Origin of the sequence: Prevotella conceptionensis 9403948 (assembly GCF_000312305.1) — a bacterium.
Classification (GTDB): domain Bacteria; phylum Bacteroidota; class Bacteroidia; order Bacteroidales; family Bacteroidaceae; genus Prevotella; species Prevotella conceptionensis.
In genome coordinates this window covers 145,843-161,421 of sequence record NZ_HE999451.1, presented here as the reverse complement: position 1 = coordinate 161,421, position 15,579 = coordinate 145,843, and the positions used below count along the sequence as shown (strand labels likewise).

The 15,579-nt window shown below is 46.6% G+C and carries 9 protein-coding genes and 2 pseudogenes; 5 read left to right on the top strand and 6 right to left on the bottom strand.

Annotated features, from left to right (window positions below):
- Positions 1 to 300: 300 nt before the first annotated feature.
- The 3 genes and pseudogenes from BN93_RS13235 to BN93_RS13225 form a co-directional block, all read right to left on the bottom strand.
- A pseudogene (locus BN93_RS13235) lies at positions 301 to 474 on the bottom strand (TetR/AcrR family transcriptional regulator); the annotation flags it as partial.
- Positions 475 to 659: 185 nt separating this feature from the next.
- Positions 660 to 962: a helix-turn-helix domain-containing protein gene (locus tag BN93_RS13230; protein WP_019188794.1), complete on the bottom strand. Its 303-nt coding sequence runs from the start codon at positions 960 to 962 to the stop codon at positions 660 to 662.
- Complete coding sequence (locus BN93_RS13225) at positions 959 to 1,249, bottom strand: helix-turn-helix domain-containing protein (protein WP_019188793.1); 291 nt, start codon at positions 1,247 to 1,249, stop codon at positions 959 to 961. The genes BN93_RS13230 and BN93_RS13225 overlap by 4 nt, the downstream gene beginning before the upstream one ends.
- Before the next feature lie 467 nt (positions 1,250 to 1,716).
- Between BN93_RS13225 and BN93_RS13215 the strand changes: the two are divergent.
- The 5 genes and pseudogenes from BN93_RS13215 (at position 1,717) to BN93_RS13195 (ending at position 6,609) form a co-directional block, all read left to right on the top strand.
- A pseudogene (locus BN93_RS13215) lies at positions 1,717 to 3,153 on the top strand (VapE domain-containing protein).
- Between the two features lie 181 nt (positions 3,154 to 3,334).
- On the top strand, positions 3,335 to 4,297 hold the full coding sequence (locus BN93_RS13210; protein ID WP_019188790.1) for a toprim domain-containing protein: 963 nt from the start codon (positions 3,335 to 3,337) through the stop codon (positions 4,295 to 4,297).
- Between the two features lie 4 nt (positions 4,298 to 4,301).
- Positions 4,302 to 4,763, top strand: a complete 462-nt coding sequence (locus tag BN93_RS13205) for a DUF3408 domain-containing protein (protein WP_019188789.1) — start codon at positions 4,302 to 4,304, stop codon at positions 4,761 to 4,763.
- Between the two features lie 351 nt (positions 4,764 to 5,114).
- Positions 5,115 to 5,546, top strand: coding sequence for a plasmid mobilization protein (locus BN93_RS13200; protein ID WP_019188788.1), 432 nt, complete (start codon positions 5,115 to 5,117; stop codon positions 5,544 to 5,546).
- Positions 5,530 to 6,609 carry a relaxase/mobilization nuclease domain-containing protein gene (locus BN93_RS13195; RefSeq protein ID WP_019188787.1) on the top strand — a complete coding sequence of 360 codons (1,080 nt, stop codon included), beginning with the start codon at positions 5,530 to 5,532 and terminating at the stop codon, positions 6,607 to 6,609. Before BN93_RS13200 ends, BN93_RS13195 begins: the two co-directional genes overlap by 17 nt.
- Positions 6,610 to 7,417: 808 nt before the next feature.
- On the opposite strand, the gene BN93_RS13190 is transcribed toward BN93_RS13195, so the two are convergent.
- The 3 genes from BN93_RS13190 to BN93_RS13175 all read right to left on the bottom strand — a co-directional run bounded on the left by BN93_RS13190 (position 7,418) and on the right by BN93_RS13175 (position 14,175).
- Positions 7,418 to 8,950, bottom strand: coding sequence for an arylsulfatase (locus BN93_RS13190; RefSeq protein WP_019188785.1), 1,533 nt, complete (start codon positions 8,948 to 8,950; stop codon positions 7,418 to 7,420).
- A 444-nt stretch (positions 8,951 to 9,394) separates the two neighbouring features.
- Positions 9,395 to 11,011 carry a RagB/SusD family nutrient uptake outer membrane protein gene (locus tag BN93_RS13180; protein WP_019188783.1) on the bottom strand — a complete coding sequence of 539 codons (1,617 nt, stop codon included), beginning with the start codon at positions 11,009 to 11,011 and terminating at the stop codon, positions 9,395 to 9,397.
- Between the two features lie 23 nt (positions 11,012 to 11,034).
- Positions 11,035 to 14,175 carry a SusC/RagA family TonB-linked outer membrane protein gene (locus tag BN93_RS13175; protein WP_019188782.1) on the bottom strand — a complete coding sequence of 1,047 codons (3,141 nt, stop codon included), beginning with the start codon at positions 14,173 to 14,175 and terminating at the stop codon, positions 11,035 to 11,037.
- Positions 14,176 to 15,579: the final 1,404 nt, after the last annotated feature.

The window sequence follows — 15,579 nt, the reverse complement described above, 5'->3', positions numbered from 1 at the left end:
AAAATATTGTCGTTCAATGGTAAAGAAACAGTCCGCAATTTATTTGCCTGTTTCCTTTCATCGAAGTACCTTTGCAGGAGGTAATCCCCGAAATTCAGGTCGGATTTTGCACTGTTCGTTACCGCTTTTCCCAATCCTCACTTGCAAAGGAGGTGGTAATGTTTTGGTAACGCTGCTCTGTCCGAAGTTGGTATAACCCCGTCTTTTCGAGGTTTTGCGTCGAAAGGGTCAAAAAACAGAACTGACTGACTCACAAATCATTCACGCTATTTCGCCTTTTCTTGAACCTTGGGGATAGATTTTTGTCTTAAAATAATTGTATATATTACCTAAGACAACTCCTGATTTTGCAGAAATTGTTCGCATCGAAGTTTTTCTAAAACCATTTTTAATAAATTCATTGCGGGCAGCTGTGACAATTCTGTTTCTTATATCTTCTTTTAATATTTTCATTACTATTTTATTAACGGACATCGTTCAATTTTGTTCATAAAAAAAAGCGTACTGTTTAAAAAACAGTACGCTCCTTTTATTGTCGCCTTTATGCGGCTGTGTGATATTTTTATCATTAATTCAATTTTGGATACAAAGGTATGGGAAGAATTCTATACTGGCAATACTTATTAATAAGTATTTTTAATCGAATTATAATACTAAACTCAAATGGACTTAAAATAGTAATTCTCCTCCAACATCCTTTCCAAGTCCGAAGCCTTGTAGAGTATCTTCCCTGCAAACTGCGTGTAGGGGATAATCTTCCTGTCTCGGTAGTCCTGCAAGGTACGGGGACTGATATACAGCCGCTCGCACACTTCCTTTCCTGTGAGGAAAAGCTCGCCTGCAAAGAGTGGCTTGTGTGTCTGTGCCACTTCCACTATTCGTTTGCTTACACCTCTCAAGGCCGAGACGACCAGTTGCATCTCGTCCGTCTCCATGTTCAAGTCTCTTGCTGTTTCCATCATATCTGTCTGTTTTTAGGTTTGTTCGATTTCGTAAGAAGCAGTGTTTCCACATCCTCGCACTTGTAATAGCACTTGTGTCCGATTTGCGTAAATGGCAGCACACCCGTATCACGATAATGCTGCAAGGTGCGCTTGCTGATGTTCAGCAGCCGGCACACATCGCCGTTGTGCAGCCAGTCCGTGTGCTTGCTTTTTTCTCCGAATGCCTTGTGGCAGCATTCCGCAAGGCTCAAAATTTCATCTCGAAGCTTTGTCCAATTGGTTTCTGTAATGATGTAATAGTTCATAATTTTATATTGTTATTGTTTGTTGTCTCAGGTCTTTCCAGTTTCCATCGGCAAAGATAATGGCGTACGTGCGCCTCTCAAAGCCGTGGGGAACAGCAGGGAAGTATCGGGAAAAGAGCAATCCGTTTCATCGGTTCACATTTGCGTTTTCCTGCCCCGTCTTCTTCTTTTGTTGCAAAGACAATCCAAGCGAGTGTTGAGGAAAGTTCACTTTTCCTTTGCCGAGCGCAGCTTGTCTTATGCAAAATTAATATTGGGCATTTCTTATTCCATCACTTTTCATTCACGTGGCAGCTTGTGGCGCTATAACAAGGACAAAAGAGACAGATTGATGTTCTTGCCACTGCACAAATGAGGTTAATAAGGTAATCAAAGCAAAAGACCGCATCTGAAAGCAAACAACGACAATCCGTATTTCTGTTAACCTTTCTTTCCTGTCATCTATTTTTTGCTTAATGAGGCTATAAATGCCCTTCTTGACAGCCTGTTCTCCTAAGAATTTTAAAGCGGGCGAGCGCAACATTATGCAAGAAGGCTCTGAATGCTTGGAAGTTACGCATTCTCACCCTAACTTCACTCTTGGAAACTAATTCAAGGGAATAATGAAAAAGAACGCAGATGCAGGCAATACAGGCAACAGGAGAAATCCTCATCGAATGAGGAGTTCCTCCAAGAACGCAGAGATAGAAACCTACCTCTCCACACACTACGAGTTCAGATACAATACTGTACTGGGCAGAACCGAATATTGCAGTAAGGGTAATAATCATTTTGCAAAGGTTGGTCGTTATGAAATCAACACGCTCCGTAGGGAACTTGATTGCGAGGAAAGCATATCAACTTCCTCCGAGAACCTGTATTCCATCATCGAGAGCAGTTTTTCTCCGCGCATCAATCCCATACAGGAGTATTTCAAAGGATTGCCACTGATAGATATAGGCGATGATAGTAGCTGTGGTGGTAGTTGCAATGGTAGTGTTGTGCCTTCTTCCTTTTTATTGAAAGCTATTCCCGATTTGGCAAGCTGCGTGGTTGTCCGTAACTCCCAAAAGTGGCTGCCGTATCTCACCAAATGGCTTGTGGCAGTGGTCGCCAACGCAATGGATAACCGTGAATGCCGTAACCACACCTGCCTTGTACTGACAGGCGAGCAGGGCAAGTTCAAGACAACATTTCTTGATTTGCTCTGTCCGCCGGCACTGCACGGTTACAGTTATACGGGAAAGATATATCCGCAGGAGAAGGACACACTTACCTATATCGGGCAGAATCTTATCGTAAACATTGACGACCAGCTCAAAGCCCTCAACAAACGGGACGAGAATGAACTGAAAAACCTCATTACCTGTCCGATGGTTAAATACCGCATGCCCTATGACAAATATGTGGAGGAACATCCCCACTTGGCGAGCTTCGTGGCATCGGTGAATGGCAACGACTTTCTTACAGACCCGACAGGCAGCAGACGTTTTTTGCCCTTTGAGGTCTTGTCCATTGACATAAAAAGAGCAAAGGCCATCTCAATGGATAGTGTCTATGCAGAAGCCAAAGCCTTGCTCAAATCAGGTTTTCGCTATTGGTTTGACGATGACGAGATAGCCGAACTGTATCGGGAGAGCGAGGACTTCCAAGTACAGACAGCAGAGATGGAACTCTTGTTGCGTTGTTTTGAGAAGCCAACGGAGGACGAAAACTATTTGTTAATGACCACTACGGAGATACTCACCTATTTGGGTATTTATACCCACCAGCCACTTGTTGCCAAGCGTATGGGCGAAGCCTTGAAGAAAGCAGGATACATAAAGGTGAGCAAACGAAGAAACGGTGGAAGCCCCATCTATGTCTACAAGATCAGAAAAATCTTGCCTTGCCCGCTCCTTCAAACTTGTAGTAGCCAAATGTAGTAGAATGTGTAGTATCGTCCTATACTACTAATCGTTGTTGATTATCAATTACTTATCACAAAATAGTATGTAGTAAGAAGAAAGATGAAAAAGTTTGGAGGGGAAAAACTTTGGAAACGGTAAAACCATAAAACAGACAAACATAAATAATTATCATTCAACCCATTAAAGTGTCAAAACAATGAAAGAAAAAGATTTATCACTTATCAAGCGATATTCCATTGTGGAGTATCTCGAAAAGAAAGGTATCAGGCCTGTCCGCAGGACACCAGCCTATGCCATGTACCGTTCACCGCTCAGGGAGGAAACGCGTCCGAGTTTCAAAGTGGACACGGAAAAGAACCTTTGGATAGACTATGCCGAAGGCAGGGGTGGAAGCATCATCGACCTTTGTATACGCTTGGAGGGCTGCACATTCTCGGAAGCAATCTGCCGTTTGGGGCAGAACGCTTCAGAGTATACAGCGCACAGCTATTCAAAGACTGAACCCCGTATTGGTCTCAACCAGACAACTACAAGACAAGCAAGCGAAACAAGGAGACTGATAAGCATATCAGACACCTTGCCGCCGCATTTGCAGGAATACCTTATCAAGGAACGTTGCATCAATTTGAAAAAGGCAACACCCTTTCTCAAATGTATCAGCTACGAGGTAAGGGGAAAGAGATATGAAGCCATCGGCTTTGCCAATTCTTCGGGTGGTTATGAACTTCGGGACAACAATACGTTCAAGGGAACGATTGCCCCGAAGAACATCACTCCGATATTTGAGGACAAGGCACAACCCGTCTGCCTGTTCGAGGGCTTTATGGACTTTCTCTCTTTTCTTTCAATGAAAGGGGAGGTCTCCAACCAATGTCTCGTGATGAATTCCGTGAGTAATGTAGCAAGAAGTATCCACTACCTGAATGAAAGAAATATAACCTCCGTTCGTGCTTTTCTTGACAATGACGATGCAGGGCGAAAAGCTGTGCAGGAATTTGTAAACACAGGTTTTAAGGTAGAAGATATGGCTGTGTATTATGGAGACTTCAAAGATCTCAACGATTTTCACGTCAGACGTGTCCGTGAGCAACGGGAAGAGTTGGAGAAAACTCCAAATATAAGCAACAAAATAAAACAAGTCAAACTTAAAATAAGATAGAGTGATGAAAAAGGAAAGAAGAAACATGGAAGAAATAGATCGTTTCATAGGAAAAACTTTTGGTATGAGCCAAGCTGAAAATTCAAGTGAACAATCTGTCTCTGAATTCCGGGAAAAGGGAATGAAAACTATTCAAGAGCAAAAACAACAAGAAACAGGACATGCCATAGAGCATGCCACGCCATCCGAGCCTGCACAGCATACAGAGAGCGCAACCGTTCAACGACGCATCAGTGCCAAGATGAGAAAGGAGACTCTCGAAGCCTATAAGCAGGCGTTCCTTGTTCCAACAAAGCTAAGTGAGAGAAAGGCGGTCTATCTGAGCAGGGAAACACAGGAACATGCGGACTTCATTGTCCGTAGATTGGGAGATAAAGGAGCCAATGTCTCGAGCTTCATCGAAAACCTTGTGCGTATCCATTTGGAGGAATACGGTGAGGATATAGAAAAATGGAGGAAGCTGTAAACAACAGAAAAACGGTCAAGGACTATCGAGTAAAAGGATGTCCCTTTCACTCAAAATCCTCGACCGTTTTAGGGTAGTACCAACAATAGATTTTTACTGAACACATTGAACGGTGGGAATGCCACGAACACAGTTAATCTTCTGAATGCATAGCATTCATTTTTGGACGACAAAACGCTTTATGCGTAAACGTTTCGTTAGCTGACATTGCAAGACGTCAGTTTGTACCCACAAACTGCGCTTGCTCCCCTCGTTCGGTTATCGGGGAGATTAGACCGTAATCACTCCGTTCTCATCGGTCAGCGTTCGGAAATTAAGCAAGATTGAAAACAAAGAAAAGAGGACTTTTATATGAACAGATATGATAGCAGAACTGCCAAATGGCAGCAACGAGGTAAAGAAGAAGCGAGGATAAACAAGACGGAGTTCATCAAGGTAAGATGCACCTTAGAGGAAAAGCAGCGTATCAAGTCAAAGGCGGAAAGCACAAGACGGAAGTTCTCAGACTACTGCCGTGAAATACTCCTTAATGGAGAAGTGGTTGCCATTCCTAAGATGACGGACAATGAGAGAGAAGCCATTGCCATTCTCCAGCATACGGGCAGGTTCTATGGGCAGATTTCCAACCTTATTAAAGTCAAGGATGAGAGATGGGTACATATCACACAGAACCTTTCCCTATGTGCCAAAGAAGCATTTAAGCGATTTTACGACCCGCATTTTCGTGTGGACGACGAAATATATAAGGTCTTAAATATGTCGAGAGATGATAGGAAAATGTAAGGCGATAGCGCATGGCAGCACGGCTTTGGATTATATTTTCAGAGAGGGAAAGCTCGGTAATCGGCTTACCTTCCACAATCTTTGCAGCAGAGAACCGAAAGCAATCTATGAGGAAATGAAAGTGGTCAGCGATTATAACAGTCGTTGCAGAAACAAGTTCCTCCGCATTGAAATCGGTATAGCACTTCAGGATGAGAAGAAACTACCCGTATCTGAACTCATGCGGATAGCCCATCTGTTTGCCAAACAAATGGGACTTAACAACCACCAATGGGTAGCAGTAACGCACAAGGACACCGATAACAGGCATATCCATATCATTGCCAACCGCATCAGCCTGTATGGGGAGGTCTATGACACCACTTTTGTAAGCAACAGGGCAGCAAGAGTGGCGGAGGAAATAAGTCGCTCGAAAGGCTTGACCATTGCAAAGGAAGTAAAGGCTGAAAGGATGCATCAGAAAGCAAAATCCAATCCTACGAGAGAGCAAACGAAGCAGCAGGTACAAAAGATTTGCTACACCTTGCTTGAAAAGTATAAAGGAACAGGCATCACAGGGCATTCAATGTTTCTTTACGACCTAAATAAGAACGACATCGCCATAGAGCGCATGAAGAACAAGCAGGGCAAAGTATATGGTTTGAAGTTCTCCTTCAATGGACAAAGCTTCAAGGCTTCCGAAATCGGCAGGGAGTTCGGCTACCGTTCTTTGCAAAAGAACTTTGAAGCAGGCAATAAAGCCGAAACAAAGGAGATAATGACAAAAGCTCAAATAATGACGCACAAGCAGGAAAAGAGCAAACCCCAACCGGATACAGCCTATCAACTTGTTCCTCCCAGCCGTTCGTACACACCGCCTACAAAAGCAAACGAAACTTCACCTATTGCACAAGCCGTAGGAAATGTAGCAAGCACTGTCTTGAATGCTGCTGAAGAAATAATTTCGGGAGCAGGTGGACTTATCAATCCACAGACACATGGCGATGATTATGCTGAGACGGTATGGCAACGAAAACTCAGAAACCAAGCCAAGAAAAAGAAGAAACGAGGAAGAGGAATATAACCATTCTCCTCATTTTTCAATCTTTCCAAACAACAGATGACGCAAAAGAGTGAAAATCTTATCAAAAACGCTTGTTATTCAAAGCAAATGATTATCTTTGCAAATAGAATAACAAGCGTTCTTTGTTGATGTAGAAATATGCGATAGAAAGTACTTCGCTCGTTTCCAAATCGTTACCTGTTTAGTTTGCATAGCAAGGTAACTTCTTTATTTTCAATTAGATACATTTTAAGAATTATTTTCATCGTATTTTGGTGCAAATCGCACGCAATTGGGTGATGTTTGCATATTCATACTACTTCAAATGGGATGACCACCACTATAAACCCTGCGCCATTCTGCACCAAAACAAACTCGCGCGAGAATCGAATATTTGCGACTGGTTGGGCGATTGGTGAATAAAATGGCACTCATAATGTTAAAATTTGCACTGAAAAGAAGACAAAAAGATTGAGTTGACAAGTTGACAAACTGACGAGTTAATATGTTCTTATATCGTGCTTCTACACAAGCTGGGGCCTATATTTGACATAAGAACATAAGGGACATAAAACAAATCAATGGATATTTTTTCTGGGTTAGATAGCCAACATGTTATTAGGCGCATCCATTTTTCAACTTTAGGAGTTAAGGAGTTAAGCCAAATGTATGGGTGGCGTTGGCCATCTTTTCACCCTTTCACCTTTTCACCTTTCTCAGATAGTTTCCATTTTAAACTAGGTAAGTTTGCAAATAAAGGGGATGTGCCACAGCAGGCACATCCCCTTATGTTGCGTTCGAAGGCCATCCGTAAGGCCTTAATCCATCATCATTGAGCCGCCTTCGGCAAGGTGATGGGGAACAGCGGACTGTCTACATGTTCCTTATAAACGATGTTCACCATCTTCTTCACCACATCGGGATGTTGGGCGGCAACGTCATTGTCCTCGTGTAAGTCGGTTGCGAGGTTGTAAAGGTGTGGCGTGCCCTTAATAACAATCAGTTTCCAATCGTCCATGCGCACGGCAATTTGGTTGGTTTCGGCAAACTCCCAATAAAGGTGGGGGTGGCGTTGCTGTGCCTTATCGTTGCCCAAGAGCGTGGGAAGGATGGAGAGACCATCGAAAAAGTCGGTGGTTAGGCGCTTGTTTCGATAGCGTTGCACATAGTTCTTTACGCCTGCCAGTTCGCAGAAAGTGGGCATAAGGTCGTAGAAGGCGAAGGGCAAGTCGCTCACTTTGCCGGCCTCGACACTCCCTTTCCAGCGCGCAATGAAAGGAATTCTGATGCCCCCTTCGTAACACTGACGCTTAATGCCGCGCAACTTTCCGTCGCGATTGAAGAACGAAGGGTCGGCACCGCCTTCCTCGTGCGGTCCGTTGTCGCTCGTAAAAATCACCAGCGTGTTGTCGTCTAGCCCCTTTTGCTTTAACACCTTCAATATCTCACCCACATACAAGTCGAGCCTTGTTATCATGGCAGCAAACTGTGCATGGGTGTGTTCTACGGCGTTGTATCGCGATGCCTCTTGCCCACCCCACGTCTTGTCTACAAAGAACTTCTTTTTATAGAAAGCCACAAGCGAGTCGTTGGGCTGTGCCAACTCGGCATGAGGAAGGGTGTAAGTGAACACGCCAAAGAAGGGTTTGTCGGCCGATTGGGTTTCAAGCCACTGCAAAGCACGGCGGTGAATGAGGTCGGCCGAGTAAGAGGGACGCTTAAAATAGTTGTCGCCAAACATCGGATGCGCGATGTTGTCGTCCAAAACCACGCGCTGCACACCCTTATCTCCTCGCGACCTGCTGTACGAATTGAGGAAATTGGGGTAGTAGAGGTGGGCTTGGAACTGGCAGATATAACCAAAGAACTCGTCAACGCCGCGCTTGTCGGGCGTTGATGCCGACCCCTCGTAGCCGCCAGCCCACTTGCCAAACATGCCCGTTTGGTAGCCGTTGGCCTTCATAATTTCGGGAATGATTACGTGATTGGCATCGTAGGGATGTTGCCCCACGATGCTGAAATCTCGGTTTTGGCCGTAAAACACGGGCTCGCTCTCGGCCCAATACTCCTTGTTTCCGCGCACTTCGGTGTGGCCCGAATGCTGCCCCGTCATGAAACATGCCCTCGACGGCGCGCTAACGGGTGCCCCCGCATAGGCCTGCGTAAAGCGCATGCCCTCTGCGGCCATGCGGTCGATGTTGGGCGTTAGGATGTGCTGCTGGCCATAACAGCCCAAATCGCCGTACCCCATATCATCGCACATGATGTAAATGATGTTGGGTTTGGTGTTTTTTGCGGCCAAAGCAGGGGTTAGGGCCAACCATGCGGCCTGCGTAAGCAGGATAGATGATGCTGTTTTCATCGTTTTTAATTGCCTAATCCAAATAGTTTATTGTAACCAGGGTTTTGTGTTAGCTGCTTATTCAGCACGATTTGACTGGTGGGAACCATGCTTAACCCCAATCATTCACAGCTAGAACCACAGACGAACGTTTTCGTTAAGCCAAATGAACAACGTCGAGCTTGTTCGGACATTGTCATGGCGAGAAAACGCACTTTTCGAGGAACGAGAAAAGAACGTTTTCGATAAGCCAAATGAACAATGTCGAGCTTGTTCGGACATTGTCATGGCGAGAAAACGCACTTTTCGAGGAACGAAAAGAACCTTTCTTCTGCAATCGAAAAGCTGAATGATGCAAAAAGCGTGCTGAACCACAACAGAAGAAACGCCCAGGCACCACTTATCATGATGCCCGGGCAAAAAGAAGGAAAACTGTGTAAAGCCCATTTGCAGGGCAGATACCCGCTACTTGGCGTAGCCTGGGTTTTGTTCTAGCTTGGGATTGTCGGAAATATTCTTCTGTGGAATGGGCAGATACCTGTTGTAGGTGTGGAAAGTACGCTCCTCCACCGCACTGGTTCCATTTACAATGGCGCGCCTGGTTGGGTCAACCACAGTAGTATCCACGGTTCCTGTTATGCGTGTCAGTGTGCCGTTCAACACCGTCTCGGCCACCATCTTGCCATTGGTGGTGGTCCAACGCAAGATGTCTGCACGGCGAAGACCCTCACCGGCGAACTCCGAACCGCGTTCACGGCGGATTAACTCGCGCAGTTTCTCCTTGCTGTTGTACTTAGACTGGTCCACATCGGGCATCCCTACACGCTTACGCACCATGTTTATCTTGGAATAAACATCTGCCGAGGGACCGTTCAGTTCGTTTTCGGCCTCAGCCCACGTCAATAGCACATCCGCATAGCGGAACACTATCGGGCAACACTCGGTGTCCCAAACGTCGGCGTACTGATTCATCGGATCCAGATATTTTCGCCACGTGAGCGCTGTTTTAGAAGAGTTGGCAGCATTCGAAGGATAGTTCGGGTTTTTCCCACCGTTCCAGTCCTCGTCCAGTGTATTGTACACCTTTTTGTTCCAGTTGGCACCGGGAAAGAGTATCGTCATCGCCATACGAGGGTCGCGTGCGTGGAAGGGATGGGTTGCATCATAGCCCGAACCCGCTTCATCGATGGCCATTCCGTTGCTCATTTCGTAGTTGTCTACACATTTCTGCGTAGGAACAACCGACGACCACCCCCCGTCGCCATTGTTATACAATTGGCCGATGGTGCCCAACGAGTGCGTACCCGTTTTGTATTGCACGGCAAGAATAATCTCTTTCGAGTCTCTCCCATCCAACTTAAAGAGGTTGGTGTAGTCTTTGTCGAGCTCATACTGCCCCAAGTCGATGATGGCCTGTGCTGCATCCTTCGCTTTCTGGTAGTCGGCCCAATACAGGGCGGCGCGCATCTTCATGGCCAATGCTGCTCCCTTTGCGATAAATCCACGCGATGCGGGCTTGTCGCTAATGTCGGCAATGGCCTCCTCCAAGTCTTTAAACACAAGGTCTTTCACTTCCTGTTCGGTATTGCGTGGAACCTGCGCTTCCTTTGCACTGGTAAAGGGCCTAACGATAGGTACGCCCCCATAAAGGAAACCCATACGGAAGTAGTTGTAAGCGCGAATGGCCTTCACCTGCGCCACAAGGTTCTTCTTAACGGCTTCGTTGCTAAATGCACACTTGTCTACATTTTCGAGAAAGGTGTTGCATCGGCCAATAATGGTGTAGTCGTAGAATGACCACCCCGGAGAAGACGGCGACAACGAGCCGTTACCGATGTTGGTAAAGCCTTCCCATGGGAAGTTGTTGTAGCCGAAATCGGAGCCAGCATCCCAATATAGCAAGGCAGCACCTCCTTCCCAACCATCGTAGCAGCCAACGAGAAACTTCTCTGCATCGTCACTTGTCTTCCATGTCGTAGGTGGCGACATGGCATCTTTCGGTAATGTGTTGAGGAAATCATCGCAAGACGACAGTGCCAACGCTGCCGCACCTGCCAATATGTATGTTTTTATTGCTTTCATAATGTGTAGTGGGCTTTTACTGTTTAGAATGTGATGTTGATACCGATGGCGTGAGAACGCAACAAGGGGTAAGACGAACCGCGCTCACTGGTTATCTCGGGGTCGATGTTGAACGGCAGACTGTGGAATGTCAACAGATTCTCGCCTGCATAGTAAATGCGCACCCGCTCAACACCAATGGCTTTGAGCACGTTCTCAGGAAGAGAGTAGCCTAGTTGCAAGGTCTTCAAGCGCAGGTAAGCGGTGTTCCACAACCAGAAGGTAGACATGGCACGGGTCATGTCGCTCGGACTGTTGCCCGTCTCGAACACGCGGGGCATCTTTGCGTTGTGATTGCTCTCCGTCCACGAGTCTTTCCACATGGTTGATGGGTGACTTGCATCGCCAGAGAACTCGCCCAGCACCTCACGATTGAAGATATGCGACACGCTGCCAACGCCTTGCCACGTCATCGACAGGTCGAATCCCTTCCATGTAGCACCGAGATTGATGCTGTAAGTGATGGCTGGGACGTCGGTATGCTTAGTATAGATGCGGTCGTTCGAGTCTAGCTTGCCGTCGCCATTGGTGTCTTCGTAGATAATGTCGCCGGCCATGAACTTTCTTCCAAACGGATTGCCGTATTTTGCCGTAAAGGCATCGGCCTCTTCCTGCGAATTGAAGAACTTGCCCGTTGCCTTATACATGTAATAGCTGTTGTATTGCTGACCCAGGGCTGTTCGGCGGTTTCCCTTTTCAATATATTCTGTTCCTTCTCCCAAGTCTAGTATCTTGTTCTTGTTGTAGGCAAAGTTAGCACCGACATTGATTGCCCAGTCTTTGTTCAGCTGTTTGGCATAGGCCAGCGAAATTTCTACACCCTCATTGCGCAACGCACCGATGTTGTCCTTATATTTTCCGAGTGCAAACTCTGCCGGAGCAGACACGTCCATGATGATATCCGTTGTTTTTCGGTTGTAGTAGTCTATCGAACCCGTCAACCCGCCGAAGAGTGTGAAGTCGATACCGACGCCCCATGTGGTTGAACGCTCCCACGATATGGTAGACAGGTGGTAGTCTCCCTGGTAATAGCCCTGCATTAGCTGTCCGCCGAAGGGATAACTGCCGTCAAGCTTATAGGTGTTCATCCAGGGATAGTAATCTGATGTGCCGTCTTGTTTGCCCGATAAAGCATCTTGGTTGCCTAGTTGTCCCCACGAGGCGCGCAATTTCAGGTCGTCGAGCCACGATTTCGAACGTTCCATAAACGGTTCTTCGGAGATACGCCACGCAGCAGAGAAAGATGGGAAGAAACCCCAGCGATGTTCCTTGGCAAAGCGCGAGGAAGCATCTGAACGGAAGTTGGCCTCAAAGAGGTAACGCCCGGCATAATCGTAGTTCAAACGACCGAAATAAGACACCATCGTCAACTCGCGCGTGTACCCCGAATTCTTTTGTGTCGAGGCATCGCCGGCATTCATGTCGGTAAGGTCGTTGTTGGGGAAGTTCTTACGATACATCCAGTCGGGCAAGTACTTGTAACGCTCGGTGTGCCATCCAAGCATAGCCTTGAAATTGTGTTTGGCAACCGACTTGTCGTAGTTCAAAAAGGCGTCGAACGTGGTTCGGTGCCAATCGTAATGGCCTATTTCCAACTTGCTGGGGTCGGTAGCCTTGTTGGCGTTGTACTGGATAAACTTCTGGAAGTAAGAGTAACGCCGCGAAGCATCTACGTAAGCCCCCTGAAGTGTCAGCTTTAAATCCTTAAACACCTGATAGTCTATGCCAATCATACCCGTAAAGTTGCGGTTGTTGCGGTTTACGGTCATCCCCGACTCGAGCCAGGCCATCGGGTTGCCGTCCGAAACGGTGCCATAGCTGCCGTCTTCTTTCTTATAAGCTATCCACGGCGCAATGATGTTCAGCTGGCGGATAATCTGGTCGCTGCTGCCACCTGCGTATGCACTGCTGGCATCGCGGTAGTTGTTTTGGATATAAGCCAAGTTAAGATGTGCCGTAATGCGTTTAGACAACACCATATCGAGGTTTGCCCTAGCATTAAATTGCTCGCGCCCGGCATTGGGCAGAATGCTGCTCTGTTTGAGGTATCCCGCAGAAGCCAAATACTTCACAAACTCGTTACCGCCCGTTACGTTCACGTTGTGGCGGTTTTGCCAAGCCGTCTTAAATGCCAGCTTATACCAGTCGGTATTGGGATAGTTGTATGGGTCTGAGCCGTCGCGGAACTTCTGAATGGCCTCTTCTGTGAAACGCGGAGCTTTGCCGCTGCGCTCCAGAGCCTTGTTGTAATAGTAAGCGGCATCGGCAGAGTTCATCCGTTCCATCAGGGCCGTGGCGTTCTGAATGCCAAAAAAGCCCGAATAGTTCACCTTCGGCGCACCGTTCTGCCCGCGTTTTGTGGTTACCAAAATTACGCCGTTAGAAGCTTTCGACCCATAGATGGCTGCCGAGGAGGCATCTTTCAGCACAGAGATGCTTGCGATGTCCTGTGGGTCCAGCGAGTTCAGCGTTCCGGCCTCCACCCCGTCGATAAGGATGTAAGGCGAAGCAGAGTTGAGCGTGCCGACACCACGCACCAGTATCAAACCGCCGTCAAGACCTGGAGCACCGCTTGCCCCAGTAACCGTGACACCTGGAAGTAACCCCTGCAAACCCGAAGAGACGTTCGCTATGGGGCGGTTCCCAAGTGTCTTGCCATCGAGTTGGGCAACAGAACCAGAGAGGTTTGCCTTTTTCTGTGTGCCATAGCCCACCACAACCACCTCGTTGAGGGCGCGACTGTCGTCGCTCAACGTCACGTCGTAGTTGCTTACTCCGTTTCTCACCATCACTGCTTTCGTGGCAAAGCCAACATAACTAATCTGCAACTCCGTGCCCGGAGCCACCGAAACAGAGAAACGACCATCGGCACCTGTCACAGCCAAGGCTGCTCCACCAGCCTGTACAGAGGCACCGATGATGGGGTCGCCATTGGCATCTGTCACCATACCGGTGATACTTTGTTTTTGTTGTTGAATACTTGCAAACGTATTCGCATCAGCCTTTGCCGAAACCGAGGGCGAGGCAAAGGCCATTAACCCGAGAACTAAAGAAAATGCCATGCTGCCCGCAACAAAAGGCGGGTGCTTTCTGCGCATCTGTTCTTCTTCCATAAAATTAGACATACTTTTTTTGATTTAGGTTTTCGGGCACAAATATAACACTTTATCCGTAATTCAGCAAAACTTTGATTTGGATTTATTTTAAAAGCCTGGGGATGGCAAACGGCAGTGCAGTCTGGTGAAAAAGTGACGATGCCTGCTGATGAAAGGGCATGCCTGGTTAAGTATGGGATAAAGAACAACCGTGTAAACAGAAACACCAACCCACTGGTTAACTAAGCCCAATGCTTGCCAACATGCCACGCCCTCCATTCGTCTCTTGGTTAAACAGCTAGCTTGTTTACTTAGCCACCAGTTTACTAGTCAACTTGTTAACTCGTACTACTTGCCAACTCGTCAACTAAATACCTTGTCAACTCGTTAACTTGTCAACCCGTCAACTAAATTCCTTGTCAACTTGTTAACTAAACTCCTGTGCTACTCAAAAACTTAAATCCATTGTCTTTATTTTACAAAACGGCTCTAAATTTCACTTCATTCTAGCGAAAATACAGGTTAAAAAGTAGGCAAATCACTACCATTTCTAGCCTTCCACGCCTTTCTCTATGTCCATTTTTAAGAACAAAGCCTGCATTTTGCACCATTTTAGCTTTCTAGATTGGTTGCCAACTCATTATTATCCACACCCAATTACCCGCATTTTACCCCTAAAAACCCACTTTTTAACGAGCATTTTGCCCTTTTTAGCCATGTGTTTCATGGATAGGAGAGGTATTATTTATACCATTACAGCGTATATTTATGCTTTTCGCATTGCATTTAGCACCATTTTGCCTTGCGTTTTGCACCATTTTACCTTGCGTTTAGCACCAAAACGCACGCCATTTTGCACCAAAACGCACTGCGTTTTGCCGCATATTGCACGCCATTTTGCAGCAAATAGCACCATATTCTGCTAAAAATGGCCCAAAATATGGTGCAAATGACGGTTCCTTTAAATAAAAATTCATTTTGCTGTATTCATGGACTAACCTCTTTTTGCATCAACAACAACCTTCGCGAGAATCGATTTTTTGCGGCAAGGTGGGCGTTTGGTGATCAAAAAGGGCTCTTATAATGTTAAAATTCTTACCGAAAACAAGACAAAGCAGATTATGCCGTGTACGCGCGAAAAGGGCAACGGCGACGGAAAGCTCGTGTCTTTACAACCGCCAGCGCAAGCGGTTGCCGCGCATGCAGCTCACAACCAACGGAGGCTGCATCAGGCAAACGCGGAAGTAATCGGGCATTGGCAGATGGGTTTCAGCCTATATAGAGCGCATCAAATGGTTTCCCCCATGCCACCTTTTTGAGGCGTAACCACGTTTTGCGACGGACAAACAGGGCAGAAATTTCAGATTTTCCGTATCTTTGTTCGGTATTTCGCACATCAGCGGAGCGGCTATCTTGGTTTTACAGCACAAAGAC

What these genes read in the sequence shown, in the direction of transcription:
- BN93_RS13230 (WP_019188794.1), bottom strand. Translation starts at nt 962, where the DNA reads ATGATGGAAACAGCAAGAGACTTGAACATGGAGACGGACGAGATGCAA.
- BN93_RS13225 (WP_019188793.1), bottom strand. Translation starts at nt 1,249, where the DNA reads ATGAACTATTACATCATTACAGAAACCAATTGGACAAAGCTTCGAGAT.
- BN93_RS13210 (WP_019188790.1), top strand. Translation starts at nt 3,335, where the DNA reads ATGAAAGAAAAAGATTTATCACTTATCAAGCGATATTCCATTGTGGAG.
- BN93_RS13205 (WP_019188789.1), top strand. Translation starts at nt 4,302, where the DNA reads ATGAAAAAGGAAAGAAGAAACATGGAAGAAATAGATCGTTTCATAGGA.
- BN93_RS13200 (WP_019188788.1), top strand. Translation starts at nt 5,115, where the DNA reads ATGAACAGATATGATAGCAGAACTGCCAAATGGCAGCAACGAGGTAAA.
- BN93_RS13195 (WP_019188787.1), top strand. Translation starts at nt 5,530, where the DNA reads ATGATAGGAAAATGTAAGGCGATAGCGCATGGCAGCACGGCTTTGGAT.
- BN93_RS13190 (WP_019188785.1), bottom strand. Translation starts at nt 8,950, where the DNA reads ATGAAAACAGCATCATCTATCCTGCTTACGCAGGCCGCATGGTTGGCC.
- BN93_RS13180 (WP_019188783.1), bottom strand. Translation starts at nt 11,011, where the DNA reads ATGAAAGCAATAAAAACATACATATTGGCAGGTGCGGCAGCGTTGGCA.
- BN93_RS13175 (WP_019188782.1), bottom strand. Translation starts at nt 14,175, where the DNA reads ATGTCTAATTTTATGGAAGAAGAACAGATGCGCAGAAAGCACCCGCCT.